Source organism: Gilliamella sp. B3127 (assembly GCF_026536935.1).
Lineage (GTDB): Bacteria > Pseudomonadota > Gammaproteobacteria > Enterobacterales > Orbaceae > Gilliamella > Gilliamella apicola_E.
This window is the reverse complement of the sequence record NZ_JAFNNI010000009.1, coordinates 30,337-57,185: the sequence shown is the minus strand read 5'-3', so window position 1 is coordinate 57,185 and position 26,849 is coordinate 30,337. Positions and strand designations below refer to the sequence as shown.

General features: G+C 34.1%; 24 protein-coding genes and 1 tRNA gene. 11 read left to right on the top strand and 14 right to left on the bottom strand.

The genetic code is table 11. The features are described from left to right. Positions 1-163: 163 nt before the first annotated feature. The 6 genes from J3U00_RS11210 to J3U00_RS11185 all read left to right on the top strand — a co-directional run bounded on the left by J3U00_RS11210 (position 164) and on the right by J3U00_RS11185 (position 6,117). On the top strand, positions 164-700 hold the full coding sequence (locus tag J3U00_RS11210) for a hypothetical protein (protein WP_065563694.1): 537 nt from the start codon (positions 164-166) through the stop codon (positions 698-700). 78 nt (positions 701-778) lie between these two features. Beyond that, positions 779-1,495 (top strand): hypothetical protein, encoded by a 717-nt coding sequence (locus J3U00_RS11205; protein WP_267332435.1) that lies wholly within the window; start codon positions 779-781, stop codon positions 1,493-1,495. A 339-nt stretch (positions 1,496-1,834) separates the two neighbouring features. Further along, positions 1,835-2,827, top strand: coding sequence for a hypothetical protein (locus J3U00_RS11200; protein WP_267332434.1), 993 nt, complete (start codon positions 1,835-1,837; stop codon positions 2,825-2,827). A gap of 167 nt (positions 2,828-2,994) precedes the next feature. Then, positions 2,995-3,552 (top strand): hypothetical protein, encoded by a 558-nt coding sequence (locus J3U00_RS11195; RefSeq protein ID WP_267332433.1) that lies wholly within the window; start codon positions 2,995-2,997, stop codon positions 3,550-3,552. 359 nt (positions 3,553-3,911) lie between these two features. Next, entirely contained in the window at positions 3,912-4,439 is a 528-nt protein-coding gene (locus J3U00_RS11190) for an N-acetylmuramoyl-L-alanine amidase (protein WP_267332432.1), read from the top strand. A gap of 7 nt (positions 4,440-4,446) precedes the next feature. Beyond that, a complete protein-coding gene (locus tag J3U00_RS11185) occupies positions 4,447-6,117 on the top strand; it encodes a toxin-antitoxin system YwqK family antitoxin (RefSeq protein ID WP_267332431.1) in 1,671 nt (556 codons plus the stop codon). A gap of 289 nt (positions 6,118-6,406) precedes the next feature. On the opposite strand, the gene J3U00_RS11180 is transcribed toward J3U00_RS11185, so the two are convergent. Then, positions 6,407-6,482: transfer RNA gene (locus tag J3U00_RS11180), tRNA-Asn, on the bottom strand. A 142-nt stretch (positions 6,483-6,624) separates the two neighbouring features. On the opposite strand from J3U00_RS11180, the gene J3U00_RS11175 reads away from it, so the two are divergent. Next, positions 6,625-7,197 carry a TIGR00730 family Rossman fold protein gene (locus J3U00_RS11175; protein WP_267332430.1) on the top strand — a complete coding sequence of 191 codons (573 nt, stop codon included), beginning with the start codon at positions 6,625-6,627 and terminating at the stop codon, positions 7,195-7,197. Positions 7,198-7,249: 52 nt separating this feature from the next. On the opposite strand, the gene fruA is transcribed toward J3U00_RS11175, so the two are convergent. The 12 genes from fruA to J3U00_RS11115 form a co-directional block, all read right to left on the bottom strand. Continuing rightward, entirely contained in the window at positions 7,250-8,992 is a 1,743-nt protein-coding gene (gene fruA, locus J3U00_RS11170; protein ID WP_267332429.1) for a PTS fructose transporter subunit IIBC, read from the bottom strand. Positions 8,993-9,000: 8 nt separating this feature from the next. After that, a complete protein-coding gene (gene fruK, locus J3U00_RS11165) occupies positions 9,001-9,936 on the bottom strand; it encodes a 1-phosphofructokinase (RefSeq protein ID WP_267332428.1) in 936 nt (311 codons plus the stop codon). A 2-nt stretch (positions 9,937-9,938) separates the two neighbouring features. Then, on the bottom strand, positions 9,939-11,135 hold the full coding sequence (fruB, locus tag J3U00_RS11160; protein ID WP_267332427.1) for a fused PTS fructose transporter subunit IIA/HPr protein: 1,197 nt from the start codon (positions 11,133-11,135) through the stop codon (positions 9,939-9,941). A gap of 189 nt (positions 11,136-11,324) precedes the next feature. Then, a complete protein-coding gene (gene cra, locus J3U00_RS11155; protein WP_267332426.1) occupies positions 11,325-12,362 on the bottom strand; it encodes a catabolite repressor/activator in 1,038 nt (345 codons plus the stop codon). Positions 12,363-12,507: 145 nt separating this feature from the next. Further along, the gene (locus tag J3U00_RS11150; RefSeq protein ID WP_267332425.1) at positions 12,508-13,263 is read right to left on the bottom strand and encodes an ABC transporter ATP-binding protein; all 756 of its coding nucleotides are present in this window, start codon (positions 13,261-13,263) and stop codon (positions 12,508-12,510) included. Further along, a complete protein-coding gene (locus J3U00_RS11145; RefSeq protein WP_267332424.1) occupies positions 13,260-14,231 on the bottom strand; it encodes an iron chelate uptake ABC transporter family permease subunit in 972 nt (323 codons plus the stop codon). Before J3U00_RS11145 ends, J3U00_RS11150 begins: the two co-directional genes overlap by 4 nt. Continuing rightward, entirely contained in the window at positions 14,221-15,180 is a 960-nt protein-coding gene (locus tag J3U00_RS11140) for an ABC transporter permease (protein ID WP_220225630.1), read from the bottom strand. The genes J3U00_RS11145 and J3U00_RS11140 overlap by 11 nt, the downstream gene beginning before the upstream one ends. 8 nt (positions 15,181-15,188) lie before the next feature. Then, the gene (locus J3U00_RS11135) at positions 15,189-16,145 is read right to left on the bottom strand and encodes a siderophore ABC transporter substrate-binding protein (RefSeq protein WP_267332423.1); all 957 of its coding nucleotides are present in this window, start codon (positions 16,143-16,145) and stop codon (positions 15,189-15,191) included. 201 nt (positions 16,146-16,346) lie between these two features. After that, positions 16,347-17,780 carry a nitrogen regulation protein NR(I) gene (glnG, locus tag J3U00_RS11130; protein ID WP_267332422.1) on the bottom strand — a complete coding sequence of 478 codons (1,434 nt, stop codon included), beginning with the start codon at positions 17,778-17,780 and terminating at the stop codon, positions 16,347-16,349. Positions 17,781-17,791: 11 nt separating this feature from the next. Beyond that, positions 17,792-18,841, bottom strand: coding sequence for a nitrogen regulation protein NR(II) (glnL, locus tag J3U00_RS11125; protein ID WP_267332421.1), 1,050 nt, complete (start codon positions 18,839-18,841; stop codon positions 17,792-17,794). A gap of 74 nt (positions 18,842-18,915) precedes the next feature. Then, positions 18,916-20,325, bottom strand: coding sequence for a glutamate--ammonia ligase (gene glnA, locus J3U00_RS11120; RefSeq protein WP_065563711.1), 1,410 nt, complete (start codon positions 20,323-20,325; stop codon positions 18,916-18,918). Positions 20,326-20,594: 269 nt separating this feature from the next. Further along, positions 20,595-21,098, bottom strand: coding sequence for a DUF4952 domain-containing protein (locus J3U00_RS11115; protein WP_065563712.1), 504 nt, complete (start codon positions 21,096-21,098; stop codon positions 20,595-20,597). Between the two features lie 130 nt (positions 21,099-21,228). Here J3U00_RS11115 and J3U00_RS11110 point away from each other — a divergent pair, with 130 nt between their 5' ends. Genes J3U00_RS11110 through gpsA form a run of 3 tightly spaced genes read left to right on the top strand, consistent with a single transcriptional unit; the run spans position 21,229 to position 23,210 of the window. Then, the gene (locus J3U00_RS11110) at positions 21,229-21,669 is read left to right on the top strand and encodes a rhodanese-like domain-containing protein (protein WP_065563713.1); all 441 of its coding nucleotides are present in this window, start codon (positions 21,229-21,231) and stop codon (positions 21,667-21,669) included. A gap of 25 nt (positions 21,670-21,694) precedes the next feature. Beyond that, entirely contained in the window at positions 21,695-22,165 is a 471-nt protein-coding gene (secB, locus tag J3U00_RS11105; RefSeq protein WP_065563714.1) for a protein-export chaperone SecB, read from the top strand. Positions 22,166-22,190: 25 nt separating this feature from the next. After that, positions 22,191-23,210 (top strand): NAD(P)H-dependent glycerol-3-phosphate dehydrogenase, encoded by a 1,020-nt coding sequence (gene gpsA / locus J3U00_RS11100; RefSeq protein ID WP_065563715.1) that lies wholly within the window; start codon positions 22,191-22,193, stop codon positions 23,208-23,210. A gap of 318 nt (positions 23,211-23,528) precedes the next feature. Here gpsA and J3U00_RS11095 read toward each other — a convergent pair whose 3' ends face one another. Then, positions 23,529-24,503: a hypothetical protein gene (locus J3U00_RS11095; RefSeq protein WP_267332420.1), complete on the bottom strand. Its 975-nt coding sequence runs from the start codon at positions 24,501-24,503 to the stop codon at positions 23,529-23,531. A gap of 183 nt (positions 24,504-24,686) precedes the next feature. On the opposite strand from J3U00_RS11095, the gene aas reads away from it, so the two are divergent. Next, positions 24,687-26,834 (top strand): bifunctional acyl-ACP--phospholipid O-acyltransferase/long-chain-fatty-acid--ACP ligase, encoded by a 2,148-nt coding sequence (gene aas / locus J3U00_RS11090; RefSeq protein ID WP_267332419.1) that lies wholly within the window; start codon positions 24,687-24,689, stop codon positions 26,832-26,834. Positions 26,835-26,849: the final 15 nt, after the last annotated feature.

The window sequence follows — 26,849 nt, the reverse complement described above, 5'->3', positions numbered from 1 at the left end:
ATTTTTCATGCATCATTCCATGATAAACCAGATCCTGAAGATCGAGGGGGACGAATTTTAATCGGTGAGTTTGAAAAATAAAAAAACCTCATGGGAACAAGTAAAGAGATTTACCTTTTAATCCGAAAAATATAACTAAATACATGAAGAAATCTAAAATAAAATGAAAAAAATAGCACGCTGTTTACTCATTCCCTTTATCGTTAATTGCAGTGGAGGAAATGTATCTAACACTAATCCAGTTCAAAGAAATATAGAATCAAAAGATGAAAACTTCATTCTTAGTCATTCCCTTACCTTAATAGATGGTGAAAAAATCTCATTATCAAATATATATGCCATACCTAACAATATAGATTCTATACAAGTGGAGAATGTGCAATTTGAAGCAACATTATCTGATTATTGTGGGAAAGGAAACTATATATATGATGAAGAAAAAATGGATGGTTTTTTATCTAAAAAAATCGAATTTATCCTTTATTATCAATATAAAAAGACTAATACAGAACCCACTGCATTTAACTTTAAACAAGATAATACAAATCTTTACTTAACTGTTACTAACCATGAAATAATTACAAAATATTGTAGTAAAACAAATATACGAACACTAAATACCGCGTTTTTATTAAAGGTTTATTCAAACGGAGCTAGATATAATTTACTGGCTATTAATGATGTAAAACCTATTGAATAAATATTAAAACAAAAGAATAATGAGGTGAAAAATTTATTTGGAAAGTATAACCGATAATTGAAAAAGAAGACTAAACCAATGAAATATATTTTAACAATATTAAGCTTTTTAGTTATAGGATGTGTAAATAGTAACATTCAAGGTATTTATTCATTATCTAATAACAGAGTTTGTCACGAACCATTGAAAATAGAATTAACAAATAGTGAAACTAATAATCTAAAAAAGTTTTCAATAAACTTTATAGAAGAAAAAAGCAGCGCACAAGAATTCAGTCATATGAAAAAAATTTATGACCCAATGATTGAAAAAAATGATAAAAGATTTATAAAAACAGAAACATACCTAAAAGTGAACAATAAAACCTATATAAATAATTTGAACGATAACGAATCCATGAAAATTTATGACTATTATGGTTATTGGAAACCCTTGAATAAGGATATTATTAAAGTTTCATATTATGAAGATAGTGAGGTTAAAATTCAGGATAACAAAAATAATACAATTACTTTACAAGGAATACCCTATATAAATAAGGCAAAAACGTATTTTACTAACTTTTACATAGATTATGATTATGAAGCATCAAAGTCCATTATAGACTTATACAAGATTAAAAATAATCATATAAAGCATAATTTTCGTTTCGAAACAGAAAAATGGATTATTTGGGATTTGGTTTGGAATGACAATATCCTATACATAAAAGTAACTAATACTATATGGAACGAAAAAGGTTTTTATAGCACTGATTATAAATATAAAAAATTGATTATTGAAAAAATCAACTAACTTCCTGATGAAAATTATAACGCAAATTTGTGGATAAAGAAATTGATGAATTGAAGTAACAATAGTATATTAAATATACTGGTTATTTTACTTATCACCTTTATTAATATAAACGGTGGTAAGCAAGCCGATATAAATGAGTAAATTAAAAAGAATAATCATTCAAAACTAATCCTTATTAATGGCGGTAGTTTTTTTGAAATTTAATAACACCAGTCCGATAACAAAGGATATGTAACTAGAGTGTTTTTTATGATGATATCCCTAAATAATAAATTGATTATCACTACTCTATTAAGCCTTTTTTTATTCAGCTGTAACCCCAATAAACAAGGAAATATGAAATGGATAGCCAAATACGATTTTAATCAATTATACCAATTAACCGACCAAGCAACTGTCTTAGATCCGATGTCTGCTTTTCGTTTTGAAGATTTTATAGCCCCCAATGAAAACACCATTATTTTGATTGGAAATAAAGATCTTAATGCCTTTGATTCAAGCCAAAGAGGGTATCAAGCAGTAATACATGTATCGAAAGATCGGGGCAAAAGTTATCAAGAGTTATCGCTTCCCGAACAAGAGATGATATCGATTAAGACCGGCAATGATTATTCTTTAGTAAAAGCTCAAAATAGATTACCCGATAACAGTGAAAAAATTTCCCTATATCTTTTAGATAATAATAATTTAAAATTCCTTAAAATAGATGAATATTTATATGACGATGACATCAATTATAAAAAGTTTAATGGTAAATATGTCATATATTCCAATCGAGGCAATTTAAAACTGATTAATTTATTGAATCGAGAAGAAGAATACCCCTTGCCAGACGATTTAAACAATCAGCCATTTTATTTAACCGCACAGGGTAACATTCTAACTTTACAAAAAAATCAGATCATTAGTTATGACCCTAAAACCCAAAACAAGCAAATCATCAAAAGTTTCAAAAATAACTATGATGTCTTACTATATCAAGATGACACTTTTATTTTGGGTAAAGCTAACCTGTTAAAAACGTCTGCAACTTTTTATAATGAAGAGGAAAAAGAGTTATATACACTTGATTCAAAAAATGTGAACTTTTACCGATATAAAAATTTTGTATGCGACTATAAACTTTTATCATCTATTAACCCGTCAATTCGATATTCATATGACTATGGACAAACTTGGAATAAGTATGAGTTAAAAGGCATGTTTGCTACTTCTAGACCTATCGGATTTTATAAAGATAAATTTATCATTTTACGTGCATCATTCCATGATAAACCAGATCCTGAAGATCGAGGGGGAAGAATTTTAATCGGTGAATTTGAAAAATAGGACGATGTTAAACACGCTTAGTATAATATAATTATTTTTGATTTAATTTATCTATTAATCATACAAATTTTATTGGTATCATGAGCAATTAATGAAATTTAAAAGTCCCCAATGGTTTAGAAGAAGAAAGAAGTTTACAGAAATATTAAAAGGTATAATAAAATATAATGAGTGTATTAATAAAAAATAAAGGAATCTTTTTTATTCTAATAATGATATTAACTTTTTCTTGTCAAGGACAAGTTAAAAATGTTTATAGTAAACAAAAGATTCAAGATGAGAGCGAAGCTGATATTATTAAAAATAATATTTTTCATATTCAATTTGATAATGCAGGGGAACTCCATAAAAATTTAGTATCGGATCAACCTTATGATCATTTTATAATTCAAATAGAACAAGGAAATATAAAATTTAAAGAAAACTATAAATTATTAATTAGTAACTATGGTGGTAGAAATGATTTAACATTTACTTTGACAAAAGTAAGTAAAAAAGAATATACCTTAGAAATTTTACAAGAAACCAGACATTTAACGGTTGATAAATTCATCTTTGAAAAGGATAAAAACAACTTATTAGAATTAATATCCATGGAACAAATCCAATCAGGAAATACTATTCAAATCTGTAAATATAGTATGTCAAGAAAGAAAGGAAATGAAATTAATTTAATCATAAATTCAATTGATGATCCTAAATGTTTCAACGTCAAAAATAAATAATATTAAAAGTTAGATATATAAAAAATAATAAGTCTACAACCCAAAATGGAAAAAGGAGCAACCTAGCCAGACAATAAACAATCATAACCCAATCAACCCGACAACAAAGTATTACAACCTCAAACCGATTCCTATTCAGCCAACCCCAATCAAATTGTCTATGATTTGTTACATCAATCTGATTTTCAGATTAATGTAGCGGATGCCTATTTTTCAAAAAAAGTAAATGCTCCGAATATACCTAATGAATATACCTATTTAAAATTAAATCAAGCCTCTTTGGGTGACACAATTTATCTGTGTTGCCAAATGTTACGATACTCCCCGAAAAGGTAAATTAGTGCTTAGACTCAGAGAAATTGAAAATACCGATACTACCCAAAACCTGTATTCAAATAATCCATTTCCTTTTTAGTCAATGGATAAGAAAAAACAGAAATGGAATGCACGGTAGACGGCTCCATTACCTATATCAAGGAAATAGTAAAAACGTTGTTAAAGTTGCCAATAATAAAGAAGCTATCTATTTTCACTGTGATATAGCTACTAATAACAAAGCGGATTATTTTATTTCAATTCATGTGGATGGCTTAACCAATTTTACTTCCGGCGCCCATGTTATCTGTAATGAAGGAGATAAAAAAGGGCTAGAATTAGCTAATGATATTTTTAATTGTTATACTGTTGTCAATATAGGAAAGAAACACCCTGATGCTAGAAATAATGTAGGAGTTCTTTGGGGAAAAAATCAAACGAAAGATAAAGTTTTAATCGAGCTTGGTTATATTACCCCCCCTAAAGATGCAAAAAGTTTTTACGACAATATGGATTTAATAGCAGAGCAACTTGCTCAAGGGTTAGTAATCAACATTAATAAACATTTTTAAGAATAAAATGAAAAAATTACTAATAGTATCTATTTTTTTTGTTGGCATTTTGGCATGTATTCAACGCATTGAAGCAAAAAATATTTCCGAAGCTACCCCTTCAAATTCAGTACGAATTAAAGAATCCAATACTCCTGAGGGTTTTCTACGGTATGAATATTATATCAATGGCAATAAAGCAGCGGATTATATAGAAACTTACTATACTAAAGGCGGTCAATTAGAATCTGTGTATTATATGTCATCATATCAACGAGACGGCATTTCTTCTCAAGGATTTTACCCAAATGGAAAACTAAAATTCATCCGTTATGTAAGAGATGAAGTTAAAAAAGGAGATGTATTATATGTTATTTATTATCCTAATGGACAAATAAATCTTATAGAAACAATAGTTACTGACTCTTTAGAATTACCCAAACTCACTACTATTTACTTTGAAAATGGCGTTAAGCAATATGAAGGGTTTATGGATATGTATAATGCTACCACAATACCTGTAGGATTATGGAAAACATACGATGAAAAAGGCGATTTAATCGAAACCACCTATTATCATCCTGATGAATTAGGCAAAGACTATAAAATCGTAACTCAATATAAGAATGGAAAAGTTGTTTCAAAGAAAATTTACAATTTTGATGATTTATATGAGACTGAGTTAAAAGAGCTTTTCACCATACCGAATAATACTTATTCAGTAAATATTTATAGTGAGTTGCCCTATACGAACGAGCTTTCTTTTGGTAAAGAAGAACTGATATCAACACATTTTCCTAAAAAATGGACAACCCAATTTTGGCAAGAAAAAGTGGAAAGGAATAACAGTAGGATACAACGTAATTATGATTCAGTATTTTTTTATTTGAGTAAATATTCAAATGATTATTTATATCCAGAATTATATTTAAACCCTCAATTAACAACTCTTAAAGACAGATTTTATGAATCTGAAATGAGTAATTTTTACTATGATAAACTATCACATTTTTTTGATAAAAATATTAAAAAAGATAATTATCTTTCACCAGTAAGCAAAATAAATATTAATGATAAAAATCTAAATCTATTTCTATTAACATCTTCTCATACAACACTTGAAGACAAGCCAGTTTATAATAGTGAATACGAGCCTTATAATTATTCTAGAATGGATTTAATCACAACAGATAGTACTAACACTATCGATAAATTAAATGTTTATTATTCTTTATCATGGGTAATTAATGGTTATAGAAAATTATTTTTTATAGATAAGAACAATATTATTCATATTAAATATTTTGAAGAAGATGAAGAGGATACGCATTTTATCCGTTATGAAAAATTCCAAATTTCGCCTGAAGGCAAATTTATTCGATATTACGACCAAAACGGATTTTTCCAAAATGAAGAAGAACAAGGATTAGTCGAAAATCATACCCGTGAAGGTTTGTGGGTTGAGAAGAAGCCAAATGGTTATTATACTTACCTTTATACTTACCTTGAAGCAAATTACCAAAAAGGGTTACCGATTGGAATTTGGAAGTTTTATAAATTAGATTACCAAGAGATGCCAGAAGGATCTGTTGATCTATCTTCTGCTAAAAAAGGCAAACTTTTGTACACAGAAACCTATAAAGACGGTGAGCTTATCGAACGAAAATTTGTGGATAATGAAATTGATGAAATGAAGTAATGATAGTATTTTAAACTGCTTTTTATTTTGCCTATCACCCTCATAATTATGAACGGTGATAAGTAAACAATAAATTAAAAAATATAAATAATTACTTAATCATCCTATAATGGAAAACTAAAGCCTTCATACAGAAAATATAAAATCCTCTAAAGATCAACCCAAACGAGTAGATTCTTATTCAGCCAATCCTAACCAAATTGTTTCTGATGTGTTACATCAATTTGATTTTGACATTATTGATTTATAAACAAATAGAGATGTATAGATATGAGATAAAGTGAAAAGTTGGCTCCTCCAACTGGACTTGAACCAGTGACATACGGATTAACAGTCCGCCGTTCTACCGACTGAACTATGGAGGAACACTTGACGGACAGAATATTAACTATCTATGACGATTATGTCAATCTATAAAACACTAATTAAGTTTAACTGCTCAGCTTGTAAGCAAATAGCGTGAATACTATGCTAAAATAGTACAGATTAACAAGTAGAGTAAAATTTATGAAAAAAAATATCTGTGTTTTTTGTGGTGCTAGTGAAGGGAATCGTCCAGAGTATCGTACAGCGGCTATGGAATTAGGCAAGATTATTGCCAATCAGAATAGACGATTAATCTTTGGCGGAGGCAATAAAGGATTAATGGGCATAATTGCTAATTCCGTTTTAGATCATGGTGGTGAGGTTATTGGCATCATTCCAGAAAAATTAGTCAAAGCCGAAACTGCACACCTTGGTATTACTCGATTAGAAGTTGTTGAAAATATGCATCAACGTAAAGCAAGACTAACAGAGCTTGCTGATGGATTTATTGCAATGCCAGGGGGAACGGGCACGCTAGAAGAGCTTTTTGAAGTTTGGACAGGGATGCAAATTGGTTATCATGAAAAACCCGTCGCACTATTTAATAGCCAATTTTGGCAACCTTTACTAAACTTTTTAAAGCACGCAGTACAAGAGGGTTTTATTCGAGAAAGTTTTTATCAAACATTAATTATCTCAGATACTGCTGATTCAATGTTAGAAAAAATGGACAGCTTTATACCAAAAGACTTACAACGCTGGGTAAAAAAATAATTTAATATAAAAAAAACGCCATCAACTGATGGCGTTTTTAGTTGCATAATTATTATGCGATAGCTGCTGTTTGTGATTCAGGTTTCTTAATAAATGCGTAAGCAACACCTGCAATTACAGAGCCTGCAACGATTGATAATATATATCCACCAACAGGTTTAACTACGCCAGGGATTGCTAATGCAAATAACCCACCATGTGGCGTCATTAACGTTGAACCAAATGCCAATGCCATACCACCAGTGATTGCACCACCAACAATACAACAAGGGATAACACGTAACGGATCACGCGCTGCAAAAGGAATTGCCCCTTCAGAGATAAAGCATAAGCCTAAAACTAAAGACGCTTTACCACTTTCTTGTTCTGCTTTAGCAAATTTTTTGCGAGCGATTAAAGTAGCTAATCCCATCGCTAATGGAGGAACCATTCCCCCCGCCATAACTGCAGCCATAGGCGCATAAACTTGTGAAGAAATCATACCAGTACCAAAAGCATAAGCAACTTTATTAATTGGTCCACCCATATCAGTACACATCATACCGCCTAATAATGCACCTAACATAACAGCATTAGCACCATTCATGGTATTTAGCCATACAGTAATAATTTTCATTAACCATGCGATTGGCGTACCAACAACAAATTGCATAACAAGACCAGTAATTAAAGTTGCAAGTAAAGGCACAATTAATATTGGTTTCAATGCTTCCATACTTTTTGGTAATGGTAAGTATTTTGTAATAGCTAATGCGACATAACCTGCAAAATAACCAATGATAATACCACCTAAGAATCCTGCACCAGTTGAAACTGCAAGTAAACCACCAACTAGGCCAGGAGCAAGCCCTGGTCTATCAGCAATTGAGTAAGCAATATAACCAGCAAGCAATGGAACCATTAACGAGAAGGCTAAACCACCAATTTGAGCTAAATGAGGTTCACCAACAAGCTCATTTACAAGAGTTTGTTTAACAACTTCTACGCCATTTTCAAGTACAGTAACTGTTTTTAATACCTCTTGGAACTGACCAAAAGCAAAAGAAAGCGCAATGATCAAACCACCTGCAACCACCATTGGCAACATGTAAGACACACCTGTTAGTAGATGTTGATAAAAGCCTTTCTTTTCATTGCTTGATGTTGCAACAGAAGTAGAACCAGACGGTTGATAAATTGTTGCTTCTTCAAATGCTTTATCTAATTCCTGAGCGGTCTTTTTAAGAGCTGGACCAGTTTTGGTACGATAAAGTTTTTTACCAGCAAATTTGCTTAAATCAACATCAATATCACATGCAGCTATAACTACATCAGCAGAAGCAATCTCTTCTGGTGTTAATTCATTTCCAACACCAACAGAACCACGAGTTTCTACTTTACACCACCAACCACGTTTTTTCGCTTCTTCTTCAATCGCTTCAGCTGCCATAAATGTATGAGCAACACCTGTTGGGCAAGCAGTTACCGCAACAATACGTTTTTGTCCACTGTTTGCCACAGAAGTGCTAGTATCACCAGTCGATTGTTCATAAACAGTTGCTTTACTTTGTGCATCATTTAAGATTTTTTTAGGATCAGCAAAAACATCATTTATATCATTAACAACATAAACTTTTTTGCCAATAACTGATTTGTCACTAATATTACCGCTACCAACCGAAATGATAGTATCGGCTGATGTTGCATTATCAACAATTTTAAAATTTAAAGAATTAGCAGCTAACGCTAATTCCGCTTTAGCTAATCGCCCATTAACTGGGCCTGAATTGCTACCTTCAACAATGTATATATTCATGAATACTCCTATCCAGCGATTATTTCAATTTTTTCCGACATGTTGGTAACCGCTTGACGGTCTGACACACCAACACCAGCTTGTTCAACAGATAAAGCGGCAACACTTGATGCAAATACTAGGGTGTCTTTGATTGATTTATTATTTAATAAACCATACATTAACCCACCGACCATTGAATCACCAGCACCAACAGTGCTAACCACTTTACATTTAGGTGGTTTGGCTAACCATGCTTCATGTTTAGTTACCCACAAAGCACCTTTGCTGCCAAGTGAAATTACTACGTTTTCTACCCCACCATCGATAAGTTCCATGGCTGCTGTTTTAATTTCTGATAATGTAGATAGTTTTCTGCCTACCCACATTTCCAGTTCTTTATCATTTGGTTTAATTAACCAAGGGTTGGCCTTAAGCCCTGCTACTAAAGCATCACGGCTACTATCAAATACCACTTTAGGACAAATTGTTTTAACTTGTTTCATCCATTCTGTGAATTTTTCCAGTGATACTCCAGCAGGTAAACTACCACTAATGGCAACCATATCTATCTCTTTCAACCATTCTAAAGAATTGGAAACGAAAGTTTGCCAATCTTGATCGTTAATCGTGAAACCTGAAAAATTTAGGTCAGTGACTTCACTATTTTCTTCAGTGAGTTTAACGTTAATTCGGGTACGACCATCAACGGTCTGGAATTTATCATCAACATTCAGAGATTTAAAAAGTAAATTAAAACCATCACGATTCTCTTTACCTAAAAAACCACCCACGGTTAATTTAATACCAAGATCAGATAATACTTTGGCAACATTGATACCTTTACCCGCAGCAAGCAAAGCGTTAGTTTGAACTAAGTTAACATCACCAAGCTCAACTTTTGGACAAAAACCTAATAGATCATAAGCAGGATTTAAAGTGATCGTTGCAACACGATAAGTCATGATTAAGCACCCTCTCCTAAACCACTTTCAATTGCTTTACCGATTGCATCTAATACTTGTTCTGCATCATTACCAACAGCAGTAAATTGTAAACGGCTACCTTTTTTCGCACCTAGCGCAACAATTTTCATTAAACTAGTTGCACTAACTGGCTCGTTTTTACCATCTAGATTAGCTACCGTCACTTTGCTATTGAACTCTTTAACTAATTTGACAAGAACTGATGATGGACGAGTGTGTAAGCCATTTTCATTTGGAATAACAAATACTCGGCTTAATTCTTCACCATTAGTACCACTGTTTGATGAATCATTAGGTGTTACATTTTCTGATGTTTCAGATGATACAGAATGATCCCCTGATAGGAGTAGATTATTAAAATCATCACTTTTTGCAGAAATTAATAATGCTAATTTTTGGTTATAAGCTAATGATGCAATGTTATTCACGATAGCTGTAACTGAATCATCAACAGCTGAAATAGTAATAAGAAGCTTAACAGGTTTGCCATCTTGATTAAGATCATTCACCGTACGGCTAATAGCAATCGCATTTTTTAAATTGCCTTCGCGGCTGTCACTTAACCATACTCCATTACCTAAATAACTTGGTTTATTATCAAGTACGTTCGTAATAAAGCTGACATTAACCGCATCGTGTTGTTTTAAACGTGAAGCATTTAAAGCTTGTAATGTAGTTAAGCTATCAGCTTGTATATCCAATAATAATGAGGATTCATCAATTACAAATTGACTATCTTCTACACTTTCTTTGCCAGTTAAAATAGCTAAAGCTTCATCGGCAGTTTGGATTTTTTTGATTCGCTCTTCAACCCCATCAGCACCAAGGACATGAGTTAATTGACGAAGTAATTCTAAATGCTCATCAGAACTCGCAGCAATACCAATAGCTAGATAAGCTTTTTCGCCATCATCACCCCACTCAACGCCTTGAGGAAAACAAAAAACTTGAACCCCTGTCTTTTTAACTAAGTGGCGAGTTTTAGGCGTGCCATGAGGTATAGCAATACCAATACCTAAATAAGTTGCAGCTTGACTTTCACGTTCAAGCATACCATCAACGTAGCCTTCTTCAACATAACCAGCGCTAGTTAATGCGGCTGCAATCTTCTTAATTGCCTCACTTTTGTTGGCTGCTTGTTCATTTAAATGGATATCTTCTTTAACTAAATGAAACATATAATAAATACCTCTGGGTTATAATATTGGATGTACTAAAAACAACTCAGCAATCCCATAATCGTTATTGAATCATGATTGAATCGTTTCAGCGATAATGAATATAAACGTCCTAATTATCAAATAAATTATATCTATTAATTCCTAAAATGTGATCTAGATCAGCTTTTTGAGTAAATCTTTTTAGCTCTATGACGATTTAATTTGACTTTTTAGCAATTTTTCTCGACTCAGGCTACCTCGATAAATTAAACGTCGCGGTATGATTGTTGTTCCTGGTTGATAGTTCTTTTTATGCAAACTATTTAATAATAATTCAATGGTTACTTCTGATAGTGATTTATGGTCTTGAGATAACGCAATCAATTTACACGGTAAAAAATCGAGTAACTCATTATCACCAAAGGTGGCAATTGTTAGATTATCCGGTAAACGACCAAACTTTTTCAGAATTGCATCAATGGTGCCTTGTAATAAAGAAAAAGAAGTGGAAAAAATGCCGTTTGGTAAATCATTATTTGCCAACCATTGACTAAAAGTAACCTCTGCATCGCGACGACTATAATTATTTGCACACAAAAAATCAACTTTATTGCTATGATTTAGAGCAACTTCCTTAAAACCCTCCATTCGTAGCTGGCTAACAGACAAATTAGGTAATGCACCAATATAAGCGACTGTTCCATCAACAAATTGATTAAAAGCTTGAGCTAGCATTTTAGAATCTTCTTTATCAGATCCAACAACATTCCTAAATTCAGATGTTGAGAGTGTTCTGTCTAATGCAAACAAAGGAGTATCACTATTTTGCCAACCGTTGTAAAACGCATAATCAGAATCATTAACAAACGATGAAGAAATGACTAAAGCATCTACACGGCGTTGTTTTAAATGTTTTACACACTCTTTTTCAATTTCCGGATTATCTTCAGAACAAGAAAGCAATAATTGATAGCCTTCTTTTCTTAACAACTGCTCTAAGTAACTTGCAATTCGGGTATAACTTATATTTTCAAAGTCTGGAATGATGATACCAATAGTACGTGTTTTCCCCGCTCTTAGACCTGCTGCTACAGCATTGGGTTGGTAATTATATTCTTTCACTACTGCCATCACTTTAGCAATGGTTTTATCACTAACTCGGTAGTGTTTAGCTTTACCATTTATTACATAGCTGGCTGTCGTTCTTGAAACGCCAGCTAACAGTGCAATTTGTTCTAATTTCATGAATATATCTCAATAAAAAAATTCATCAGTTATTTAAACTGAACACAAATTAAATGTAAACAAAACTTATCATTTAAACTTAACGAATTATAAAAAAAAAAGGATTTAGTGTGAATCTAAACCCTTTTAGTTAAAAAATCTTTTATTAATAATAAATAGCAATGCTTTGGTTATGGATAGTTTCTATTTTTACTGGCGTATCAAATATATCTTCTAAAATAGTTGAATTCATAATTTCTTTTGGGCTACCTTGATAAACAAGTTGGCCATCTTTCATGGCTAAAATATAATCAGAATAAACTGAGGCAAAATTGATATCATGGATAACAATAACAATCGTTTTACCGAGCTCATCGGCCGCTCGGCGTAACTGTTTCATCATCGAAACTGCATGTTTCATATCAAGATTGTTTAGCGGTTCATCAAGCAAAACATACTCAGTATCTTGACAAAGCACCATAGCAACATAAGCACGTTGTCGTTGCCCGCCAGAAAGTTCATCTAAAAACCGATCTTTATACTCAGTTAAATTTAAGAATTCCAGTGATCGATGAATATGTGCTAAATCATCTTTATTTAATCGCCCTTTTGAATAAGGATAACGTCCAAATCCTACTAATTCAAAAACAGTTAATCTGCTAGTAAAGCGGTTTTCTTGCCTCAATACCGATAAGTAGGTGGCAAGTTTATCACTTGGCGTATTAACCACGTCCATACTTTGTATTTTCACTTGTCCTTCATCAGCCAGTAATAGACGGCTAATAATTGATAATAATGTCGATTTACCTGCACCATTAGGACCTATGATGGCTGTCACTCCACCTTGTGATATGGTCGCATTCACATTTTTTAATACAGATATGGTTTGATATTTTTTACTAACATTATCAATTTCTATCACATCGGAACCTTTTTCAATAGTAAGAAGATAAACAATGAACCACCAATAAACTCAATTACAATGGATAATGCGCCAACCATGTTTAAAACATGTTCTAAAAACATTTGCCCACCAACAAGGAAAATAACCCCTAACAAAAATGCGGTTGGCAATAAAAAGCGATGTTGGCTGGAACCACTAATACTGTAAGCTAAATTAGCAATAAGTAAGCCTAAAAACGTAAATGGACCAACTAATGCAGTCGATATTGAAACTAATACCGAAACTAATAATAAAATAATGGTGACACTTTTTTGATAATCGATACCAAGATTAATCGCATTATCACGACCTAATGCCAATACATCAAACCGGAAACGCATTCGCCATAAAAATAGACCAATTATGATGGAAATAATTAATGAAAAGACAATTAGTACGGGTTCCGCTCGAGTAAATGTTGCAAAAATTCGACTTTGTAATACAGCAAATTCAGTCGGCGTCATGAGACGTTGTAATAAATTGGAAAAGCTACGGAACAACGTCCCTAAAATAATCCCAATTAATAAAACTAAATGAAGATTTTGTTTAAGTTTGTTAAATAATCCTCGATACAAAAATAGAGAAAATAAAATTAATAGTAATGACTCAAAGATAAATTTACCGACAATACCAATATAAGGGATACCTTGGGCATCAATAAAAAATATTACCACGGTTTGAATCAACACAAACAGTGATTCAAACCCCATTATTGAAGGTGTTAAAATTCGATTATTCGTAACAGTTTGGAAAAGTAATGTTGACGTTGCCGCCGAAAAAGCAACTAAAATCATCGTTAATACAATCCAAGTCCGATGTGTCAAAATGTAGCTAATGTTGCCTTTTAAATTAAATGTCATGAAAAAAACAACACAAAGCACAGCAATACCAAGTAATAACCATACTGTTTTTCGGCTAGAAATATGGCGTTTTTGATTAACTAGCATGACGTTTTTTACTCAACAATACTAAAAAAATAATAGCCCCTACTACACCAAGAATGACACTGGCTGGTATTTCAAATGGATAACGGATAACGCGTCCAATAATATCACATAGCAAAACAAGCCCACTGCCTAATAAACAGATCCAAGGAATCGTTTTTCGAACATTATCACCAAATAATAAACTGACAATATTGGGAACAATCAGTCCTAAAAATGGCAATACACCAACCACCACAACGACTATTCCACCTATCAAAGCAATCACAACAAGACCAATTAACATGACTCGATTATAATTAAGCCCAACATTAACCGAAAAGTCTCTACCTAAACCGGCAACAGTGAACCGATCTGCACTCCAACAAGCGAGTAGAGTAATACCTCCAACTAACCATAATAACTCATAACGACCTTGCAAGATTCCGGAAAAGTCTCCTGACTCCCAACCACCAAGTGATTGTAATAGGTCAAAATACATCGCAAAAAAAGTACAAATGGCACTAATTACCGCACCAAGCATAATTCCAATAAGAGGCACCATCAGGGCAGATTTATAAATAATTTTGCGAGAAATGAACATAAATAACATTGTGCCCGCCATAGCAAATAAGCTGGCAACCACCATTTTCATCATCACACTTGCACCAGGCGCAAGCACCATCATCACTAATAAACCAAGACTAGCCGACTGAGTTGTACCTACTAACGACGGTTCCACAAAACGATTTTGGGTAAGGAGTTGCATAATTAAACCAGCAACACTCATCGCGCTGCCAGCTAATAATAGTGCCACTGTTCTAGGTACTCGACTAACAAAAAAGATTTGTCGCATATTACTGTCAGACCATAAATCAGCTAACGTAACATGCCCAGCACCAATAAAAAGGCTTAATGCAGCCATTGCGAATAAAAAAACAATGCCTGCAATAAAGTAAACCGTTTTAGACATGATTTATATTAATTTGCTGATGATTTTTGTAAAACATCACTTATTTGATCCATCAAACGACTATAAGTTTGAATACCACCAGAGATATACATAGAAGTAGAATCTAAATAAACAATATGGTTTTGTTGCCATGCATCGGTTTTTTGAATTAATTCATTATTTAAAACCTGTTGTGCTGATTGTGCTTCTTTATTACCAATTGCGTTATCTCTATCAAGCACAAATATCCATTGTGGATTAACACTTAATACAAATTCAGAAGTTACTGCATTACCATGACGTCCTGCTTCTTGGAATGTTGTTGCAGGTTGAAAACCTAATACATCAAAAATAAAACCAAAACGTGATTTAGGACCATAAGCAGACATTTTTCCGCCATTAACCATAATCACTAAAGCCGTTCCAGCAGTGCTAGTTTTTGATTTTAAGCTATCAATTTTCTGATTAAAATCAGCAATTATTTTTTTAGCTTCTGCTTGTTTACCAAAAATATTACCTAACTGCTCAGTACGCTGCGTCAAACTAGCCACAAAATTATTAGGATCAATATCAAGCGAAATTGTCGGCGCAATATCACTTAATTTTTTATATGCATCATTGGCCCGACCACCTGCAATAATCACATCAGGTTGTAATGAACTTAATACTTCATAATTTGGTTCAAATAATGTGCCGACATTGGTATAAGTTTTATCAGCATATTTAGATAAGAACTCGGGAAAATGCACATCAGATTGAGGAACTGCTGTAACGGGAATATTTAATGCATCAATAATATCAAGTGTTGCAGTATTAAATACGACTACTTTTTTCGGATTTTCAGGAACCTCTGTTTTACCTTGAGCATGTTCAACAACAATTGATGTTTTATTAGCGGCAGGTGCTTCTTTTTTATCATCACAACCAACCAAAGCAAATAAAGCGGTTAGTAATACTAAAAATTTAAATTTGATAGATGAAAACATTGTAACTCCTAATTATTAGCTTAGTTCAAAAGCGCGTAAATGATAAATAGAATGATTATCATTTAGACTGAATTGTAACTAAAAATAAATAAGTGTTCAATTGAACTTTGATAAACAAAAAAATCAATAATTAATAAGCTTATAAAAACATCAGCCAATAATATTAAATTAATGGCTGATTATTGATCAATTCTACGTTAATTAATAATTGGAATCTTCAGATAATTCTTTAAGCTTTCTGGTTAACGTATTTCGTCCCCAACCTAAAAGGTTGGCAGCATCTTGTTTGTGACCACGAGTAAAATTAAGTGCGCATTTCAATAAAATCCGTTCAACTTCACTAACGGTTTGTGTCAATATCCCTGTTTGGCCCGCTAATAATGCTTGCTTAGCCCACTGTTCGAGCATCGTTTTCCAATCTGTTAACGGCTGAGGATGGGTATTAACGTCATAATTAACAGATGTAGCAGGCACCGATAACTGTAAAAGTTCTGGAGGTAAATCTTGAACAAAAATTTCATTATTTGACGACATTACAGTCACCCAACGACAAACATTTTCCAATTGCCTAACATTGCCCGGCCAATTAAACATACATAATAAATTAAGCGCTTCAGGACTCAGCACTTTACTTTCGACGCCTAACTCTTTGGCAGTAGTACGTAAAAAATGTTCAGCCAGTTTTGGAATATCTTGTGCTCTATCTCGTAATGGCGGTAATAAAATACGAATAACATTTAAGCGATGGAATAAATCTTCTCTAAACTTACCTTCCCTTACTCTCGCTTGAAGATCTTGATGGGTTGCGGCAATAATACGAACATCAACTTTAACCGGTGAATAACCACCGATCCGATAAAATTGACCATCGGCAAGCACTCTTAATAATCGCGTCTGCACATCTAACGGCATATCGCCAATTTCATCTAAAAATAGCGTACCACCGTTGGCTTGCTCAAAACGACCATGCCTTATTTGGGCTGCACCAGTAAATGCGCCTTTTTCATGACCAAACAATTCAGATTCAATTAAATCTTTTGGAATGGCAGCCATATTCAGTGCAATAAAAGGTGACTGAGAACGTGGACTATGGGTATGCAATGCTTTAGCTACTAGCTCCTTACCCGTTCCTGATTCGCCATTAATCAGCACACTAATAGATGATTTTGAAAGTCGCCCAATAATACGAAACACTTCCTGCATTGATGGAGCTTCACCGATAATACCAGTAGAAGCTTTACTGCTAGAAGGACTGCTCGGTTTATTGCTTTGAGTTTGTAAAATAGCTCGTTCCACCAGTTGAATAACTTCATCAACATCAAAAGGCTTAGGAATATAATCATAAGCACCTTTTTGGTAAGCATTAACAGCGGCATCAAGATCGGAATGCGCCGTCATAATAATCACAGGCAAATTGGGCATTTGCTCTTTAATATAATTAAGTAAAGATAAGCCATCAATCCCAGGCATTTTTATGTCAGATAATATAACGGCTGGTTTTTGTGGGTGATTCACTAAAGCATCAATCACTTCTTGACCACTTGAAAAACTGATGCAATTAAAATGAGCATTAGTAAGTGCTTTTTCTAACACCCATCTAATCGAACTATCATCATCAACAATCCAAACATTCATTTCAATTAACCTCATTGTTTGATGGGCAGATAGATAGAAAACTCTGTGTGGCCTGGCCAACTATTAAACTCAATTTTTCCATGGTGCTGATCGATAATATTATGAGCAATCGACAAACCGATACCATTACCACCTTCATAACCACTTACCATCGGATAAAAAAGAGTATCTTGAATATGAACTGGAACACCAGGTCCATTATCTTCAATATCGATGCGCGCACAAAGTCGGTAACGCTGACCATGTAAAGTAACCTGAAATGCCGTTCGCGTTCTTATTGTGATAGAGCCTGTTTTCGAACCAATCGCTTGTATCGCATTACGAATGATATTTAAAACTACCTGTTCAATCTGTTCAGAGTCATGTACTAATTCAGGCAGACTAGGATCATAATCACGTATAATCGTTACGTTTGACGGCTTTTCTAAACTTAAAAGCGCATAAATTCGCTCAATAGCTTGGTGAATATTCTGCTGTTTTTGTTGTAAACGTTGTTGTGGACCTAATAACCTATCAACAAGATTCCTTAATCTATCTGCTTGTTCAATAATAATTTGTGTATAGTCTTGCAACTCATTTTTAGGCAGTTCACGTGATAATAGTTGCGCTGCACCTCTAAGCCCACCTAATGGGTTTTTAATTTCATGGGCAAGTCCTCGGACTAGCTCACGTGCTGCATTTTGTTGAGCTTGTTGTAATTGTTCTTGGCTTAGTTTTTTATGGCTATTAAGTGGTGCCATTTCGATCAAAATATGACCGTTAGCAAGCAGTTGTGCCGTCAATGATAAAATATGTAGTTCATTATTTATCACTAAATTTACTTCACTATCGGTAAAACCTTGGTTTTGATCTAAGGCATTTTGCATTAAATCAAGGTCTAACGAAAAATACCCTAACAAATCAGGAAGACAACTTTCTAATATTTTTTTAGAACTTTGGGCTAGTAATTGTTGTGCCGCAGTATTGGCATAAAGAATATTGAGCTTTTTATCAAGTAATAAAATATTGGTTATCATAGAGTCGAGAACAAGATTCGCATCAGATTCATTATCAAATGTCATCGTAGGCACTCCGCTCTCATTAGATACCACCGCCAAACAGCGGTGGTTAAAACTTCAAATAATAAAATAATGACTTATAGGCTATAGTACAATTCAAATTCAACCGGATGCGGAGTCATACGTACACGATCAACATCTTGGCGTTTTAAATCGATATAAGCATCGATAGTGTCATTAGTAAACACATTACCACGGGTTAAGAATTCACGATCCGCATCTAAAGCATTTAACGCTTCTTCAAGTGAACCTGCAACTTGTGGAATTAATTTAGACTCTTCTGGTGGTAAGTCATATAAGTTTTTATCCATCGCATCGCCCGGATGAATTTTGTTGATAATACCATCTAAACCAGCCATTAACTGTGCAGCAAATGATAAGTATGGGTTACCAGCTGGATCTGGGAAACGAACTTCGATACGACGAGCCTTAGGACTAGTAACAACAGGGATACGAATTGATGCAGAACGGTTACGAGCAGAATATGCAAGCATAACGGGTGCTTCATAACCCGGTACTAAACGTTTATAAGAGTTTGTTGCTGGATTAGCAAAAGCATTAATTGCTTTAGCGTGTTTGATAATACCACCGATATAGAATAAAGCCATTTCAGAAAGGCCAGCATATTTATCACCAGCAAAAAGGTTCACACCATCTTTAGCAAGTGATTGATGGCAGTGCATACCAGAACCGTTATCACCAAACATTGGTTTTGGCATAAATGTCGCGGTTTTACCATAAGCATGTGCAACATTTTGTACAACATATTTATAGATTTGCACTTCGTCAGCTTTTTTAGTTAATGTATTGAAACGGCAAGCAATCTCATTTTGACCAGCAGTTGCAACTTCATGGTGATGAGCTTCAACAACTAAACCTAGTTGCTCCATAATTAAACACATTTCAGAACGGATATCTTGTGATGAATCAACAGGAGGAAGCGGGAAGTAACCACCTTTAACACCTGGACGGTGACCTTTGTTACCTTCTTCGTATTTAGTACCTGAGTTCCAAGCAGCTTCGATATCATCGATATGAACAAAACTACCTGACATCGGCGTTCCAAAACGCACATCATCAAAAAGGAAGAACTCTGGTTCTGGTCCAAAAATAACAGTATCAGCAATGCCTGATGATTTTAAAAACTCTTCAGCACGTTTAGCAATTGAGCGCGGGTCACGATCATAGCCTTGTAATGTTGCTGGTTCTAAAACGTCACAACGAATATTCAATGTCACATCTTCAAAAAATGGGTCAATCACGGCACTTGATGCATCTGGCATTAACACCATATCTGATTCGTTAATCCCCTTCCAACCTGCAATTGAAGAGCCATCAAACATCTTACCATCTTCAAAAAAATCTGCGTCAATTTGACTAACTGGAATGGTAACGTGTTGTTCTTTACCTTTAGTATCAGTAAAACGTAAATCAACAAATTTAACATCGTTTTCTTTTATTAGTGTAAAAACTTTTTGTGTAGACATGTAGCTTCTCCATTGAGGACATATAAAATAAATGTTCAGTTCAAAGGCATATTTGCCTATTTATTAAATTATATGCAAATTTGATGCCAATTTTTTAACCACTATTTTTGAACGGTTTTTATTGGTTAGATAATAGCAAAAATTAACATTAATGCACCAAAATAATGCACAAAGCACCAAAATAATGCACCAAAATGTAACATACTACTACTTGCGTTACATTTTGGTGCCATTAATGAAAAGTGAATTTGCTAGCTCTTTTGAATGAGCTACGATTCTTTTCGATAACCTTTTATTATTAAATAAAAGGTTGTTTTATCCCAATCCTTTTTTAGGGTTTCTTCCGAAATAAATGTAGCCTCATATAATACATTATCTTTTGGATTGACAATTGCTACTGGTTTTAGTTGTTCCCAATAACAACATACGAATTTCAAATCGCCCATTCCCATAGTCTTAATTAAATATTCATGAGCTTGCTTAGCATATTTACCTTCAACTTTATAAATAACCTCAATAGGCCATGTTTGCCCATAGTCGGTTGTCCTACACTTTTCATATTGAAAAAAATCAGGGGCATTTGGATCAATTTCATGGAAAAAGTCTCGACAAGTTAGATTCGGATCAAACCCTAATGAACTAGATTGACTATCTTCCTTTAGTTCCTCTAGGCTTAGTATTTCGTCAGTATTAAGATTATTTGATTCTGCTAATGCTGACGAAATTAAAGTAACGAAAATGAATGGCAACAAAATAAATCTTTTAAATAACATAGTTTCAATCCTTAAAACTTTTAAATCTTATTAGCTTAAAATAAGATTTCTCCCTTTAGGTCTATATTTCAGTAGACAATATCGTTATAATCTTAACCTATTTTTAATAATACTAGGTAATCATAAAAGTATGGACTTTGTTACAATCGAAATTATACCTTTTATCCAAAATCACCTTTTACTTTCATTAGGTTGGATTGTGCTATTCGTTGCAATCATTGTAATGACCGTGAAAAGTAAATTATCAAAAGTGAAAATAATTAATAACGCGCAAGCAATTAGTATGATCAACAAACAAAACGCAGTTATTGTCGATATTCGCTCAGCAGATAGTTTCAAAAAAGGGCATATTACTGAATCTCACAACATTTTACCCGTTGACATTAAAAATGCTAGCGCAAAAACCATTGAAAAATTTAAAGAAGATATTATCATCGTGGTTGATGATAATGGTTTAACATCAGCAAGCATTGGTGAAGTATTAGTCAAACAGGGCTTTTTGCATGTATTTACATTAAAAGATGGTATTGCTGGATGGAACGGCGAAAACTTACCATTAGTTAGAAAATAATATAATATTAAAATAAGGTTTTATCATGACAGAACAAAACAATACACCTGAAACACAATTTGCTATTCAACGCATTTATACCAAAGATGTTTCATTTGAAACAAACAACGTTCCAGAAATTTTCACAAAACAATGGCAACCAGAAATGAATTTAGAACTAAATTCATCATCACAAGCGTTGAGTGAAGGTGTGCATGAAGTTTCTTTACGTGTCACAGTAACCGTAAAACAACAAGAAGAAGTTGTATATATTTGTGAAGTGACTCAGTCAGGTATTTTCTCGCTTATCGGATTTGACGATGCTCAAATTCAACATTGTGTAGGTGCTTATTGTCCTAATATTTTATTCCCTTATGCGCGTGAAGTTATTTCAAGCTTAGTAAATAAAGGAACTTTCCCACAACTTAATTTAGAACCTGTAAATTTTGAAGCTTTATTCATTAGCTATTTGCAGCAGCAAGAAGCTAAAACCGAATCGACTGAAACTTTACAGTAATTACTAGTTAATAAAGTCTATGTTTATGAATAAAAATGCAGCAGTGACAGTGATTGGCGCAGGTTCTTATGGAACCTCGCTGGCAATATTACTGGCACGAAATGGTCACTCAACCTTATTATGGGGACATAACCCAGATAAGATGGCTATTTTGCAACATGATAGACAGAATAGACAATTTTTACCGGATATTTCTTTTCCTGACCAACTTCAAGTTGAAGCGGATCTTAAAACTGCCGTTTCAGCTTCAGCAATTTTATTAATTGTTGTTCCAAGCCACGCATTTGGTAGCATTCTTAAACAAATCAAACCATTTTTAAGAAAAGATAGCAAAATTGTTTGGGCAACCAAAGGACTTGAAGTCGATACCGGTCGACTATTACAAGATGTTGCCAGAGAAGTATTGGGTGATAAAATCCCATTAGCGGTTATTTCAGGTCCTACTTTCGCTAAAGAAGTTGCATCAGGCTTACCAACAGCAGTAACCGTTGCCTCAACCGATGATCAATTTCTAACTGAACTCCAAAATTTATTTCACTGTAGTAAATCATTCCGTGTTTATAGCAGTAAAGACTTTATTGGCGTTCAACTTGGTGGCGCGGTAAAAAATGTTATTGCAATTGGTGCTGGTTTATCCGATGGGCTGGGTTTTGGTGCAAATGCGAGAACAGCTTTAATAACCCGCGGACTTGCCGAAATGATGCGATTAGGCGAAGCTCTTGGTGCCGATCCTGCCACGTTTATGGGGATGGCTGGTTTAGGCGATTTAGTACTTACTTGTACAGATAATCAGTCCCGAAATCGTCGATTTGGTATTTTACTAGGTCAAAACAAATCCATTCAAGAAGCACAAGATATTATTGCTCAAGTGGTTGAGGGTTGCCGAAATACTAAAGAAGTTTGGGCATTAGCTCAAAAATATCATGTTGATATGCCTATCACAGAACAAATCTATAAAGTGCTTTACGAACATAAAGATCCAAAACTTGCAGCCATGTCATTATTGGGTCGCTCACAAAAACAAGAATTAAAAAGCGAGTCTTAGATCTTTAAAAACCCCTCTCCTCAACTTTTTTTGATTCAGTGATTAACTCGATTTAATAACAACATGATTAACATCGATTTAAGATCTCAAAAACCCCTCTCCTCAACTTTTTTTGATTCAGTGATTTGTCTGTTATAGGATTTAATAAAAACATGACTAACACTGATTTAAGATCTCAAAAACCCCTCTCCTCAACTTTTTTTATTTAGTGATTGGTCTGTTACTGGGTTTAATAAAAACATGACTAACACCGATTTAAGATCTCAAAAACCCCGTTCCTCAACTTTTTTTGATATGTCGTGGTTTTTGGTAGGCGTTTTAAACACTCATTCCTAGGCCCTTTTCCTTGGCTTTCTGGTAAATATCATAACCAACATAGACATCTAAAACTGCCGTTCCCACACTTTTAAATAACGTGATTTGTTGATCGTTTTGGCGACATTTTTGTGGATCAATAACTAAATCACCTAATTCATAAAAATCTTGTTTTGTAACTAAATGTTGATTGATTGGATCGATAATATCACCCGCCTCAGCAAATACACCATCTTTGGTATCAAGTACGCGAATATCAGCATTTTTAACAATATTACTTGGTATTTCGTGCATTTCTGGCGTGTAAGCACCTACTCCATTGATATGTGTTCCTGGTTTAACCAAATCGCCATTGAATGTCACAACTTTTGATGTAGTGACAGAGGTAATGATATCTGCTTGGCGAATATCTTCATCTAAATCGTTCGAAAAATAGAGGTTAGCGGAAAAATGAGCGAATCGTTTCTTCATCTCTTCAGTAAATTGCTTGCCTTTATTGACATCAAGCCCAAAGATCGCCACATCAGTCAATTGACGGACGGTTAACATCGCTTCTAACTGTGACGCAGCTTGTCCACCAGTACCAATTAATACAGCACGTTTAGCATCTTTTCTGGCTAATAAATCGGTAGCTGCACCTTGTACCGCGCCTGTGCGTAATTGGGTCACAAATGTGCCATCTAACATCGCACAAACTTCGCCTGTTAACGGATCGATCATAAACACTTGCGCGGGAACAGATGGCTTACCAAGTTTCGGGTTATCAGGAAAAACCGAGACAATTTTCAAGCCAACCACATCATTTTCTTTTATATGAGCAGGCATAATCAAACATTGCCCTTTTTGCATGTCAAAGTTGATGCGTAATGGAACTTCACTATTACCTTGAGTATAGATTTTCAGTGCTTGTTTATCCGCTGCAACGGCATCTTTCATAGTATAGAATTGTTGAATATCTTGGGCAGTTAAAATTAACATTTCGATTCCTTATTTAATATTTATTTTCATATTATTTATTATCCATTATTTAATCTTACCAACAAAAAATTAAAAACTCTTGTTTAATATCAATATAAATTGATAATTTTCGCTTTCTTGTATATTTAATTTATTTTCATTATTATTACAAAGTACAATTTTGTACGGAAATTGAGAAATCAGATGTTATTTAAAATATTAAAGTTTTTTTTAAAAATTTTATTTCATGTAAAGATTCAAGGGAATCTCAATAATTTAAAACAAGACAGATTACTTATCACACCTAATCATGTTTCCTTCCTAGACGGCATTTTAATCGGCGTATTTTTACCAGTTAAACCAGTATTTGCTATCTACGCAGGCTACATTGATCATTGGCTAGTCCGTTTAGCCAAACGTTACGTTGATTTTGTGCCAATGGATCCATTAAGTCCAATGGCGATTAAAAGGTTAGTTCGTGAAATTGAAAAAGGACGACCAATTGTTATTTTCCCGGAAGGTCGAATTACCATAACCGGCTCATTAATGAAGATTTATGACGGTGCAGCATTTGTTGCTGCTCGTTCTCAAGCAACGATTGTACCTGTCTGGATTGAAGGTGCAGAATTTACGTTGACTAGCCGTTTAAAAGGCTTATTTAAACGTCATCTATTTCCTAAAATTACAATTCATGTATTGGAACCAACATCAATCCCAATGCCTGATGCACCAAAAGCAAGTGAACGACGATATATTGCTGGTGAAAAATTACATCAAATTATGATGAATGCCAGAATGGCAAGCCGACCAAAATTGACACTTTTTGAAGCGTTGCTCGAAGCTCAAGTTCGCTATGGGGTAAAATCGCGAATGGTTCAAGATCCTACCACTCACGAAGCCTCATATCGAAACTTGCTTAAGCAAATTATCGGTGTTAGTTGCATAATTTCTAAGATTACCAAACAAAAAGAAAGAGTTGGTTTATTGCTCCCTAATGCAACTATTACTGTTGCGACTATTTTTGGTTTATCAGTCAAAAATCGTATTCCTGCCATGCTTAACTACACAGCAGGAACTAAAGGGTTAACCTGTGCAATTACTGCGGCTGAAATAAAAACGATCATTACTTCACGCAAATTTATTCAAAAAGGTAAGCTTGATTATCTATTAGAAGAAATTAAGGACGTAAATTGGTATTTCCTTGAGGACTTGCGTAGTAGTTTGACTTTTGTTGATAAACTTTATGTTGCACTTCATCAATACATTCCACGTTTAGTGAAACGACAACAATCAAGTGATGACGAAGCTTTAGTGTTATTTACATCAGGCTCAGAAGGCAATCCTAAAGGTGTAGTGCACAGCCATGGTAGTTTATTGGCAAATGTTGAACAGATTCGTACCGTTATCGATCCGACACCGGCTGACCGTTTTATGTCCGCATTGCCATTATTCCATGCTTTTGGTATTACTGCCGGCTTATTTTTACCGTTGTTTTCTGGAAGTCGTACCTTTTTATATCCGAACCCATTACATTATCGTATGGTGCCAGAAATCATTTATGATCAAAACTGTACCGTGCTATTTGGCACACCAACATTTTTAGCCAATTATGCTCGCTACGCTCATCCTTATGATTTTATGCGATTACGTTATGTGGTTGCCGGTGCTGAAAAACTTTCCGATGCGGTGCGTGAGCAATGGAAAGATAAATATGGCATTCGAATCTTAGAAGGTTATGGCGTAACCGAATGTGCACCAGTTGTTGCCCTTAATGTGCCAATGGCATTTAAAGCAGGAACTGTTGGTCGGCTATTGCCAGGTATGCAATCAAGATTAATACCTATCCCAGGGATTACCAATGGCGGGGAATTACAGCTTAAAGGACCTAACGTAATGAAAGGTTATTTACGAGTTGAAAAACCCGGTGTACTTGAAGAGCCTGTTGCCGTTGATGAAAATGGTAATGCAGAAAAAGGTTGGTATGATACTGGCGATATCGTAGATATTGATAAAGATGAGTTTTTGACAATTAAAGGGCGACTGAAACGCTTTGCTAAAATTGCAGGCGAAATGGTTTCACTGGAAAGTGTTGAAGCGCTAGCTAGAAAAGTTGATCCTGATGCCATGCATGGCGCTACAGTAAAAGCTGACGCGGCTAAAGGTGAAGCGCTTGTGCTATTTACTACTTCAACTACATTAACTCGAGAACAGCTTAATCAGGCAGCACAAGATTTAGGTATTCCTGCATTAGCCATTCCTAGAGATATTCGTGTGGTTAAAGAATTACCATTGCTTGGTACTGGCAAAATCGATTTTATTACGCTACGCAAAATGGCTGATGAAAATGAATAATAGCAAGGATTCACT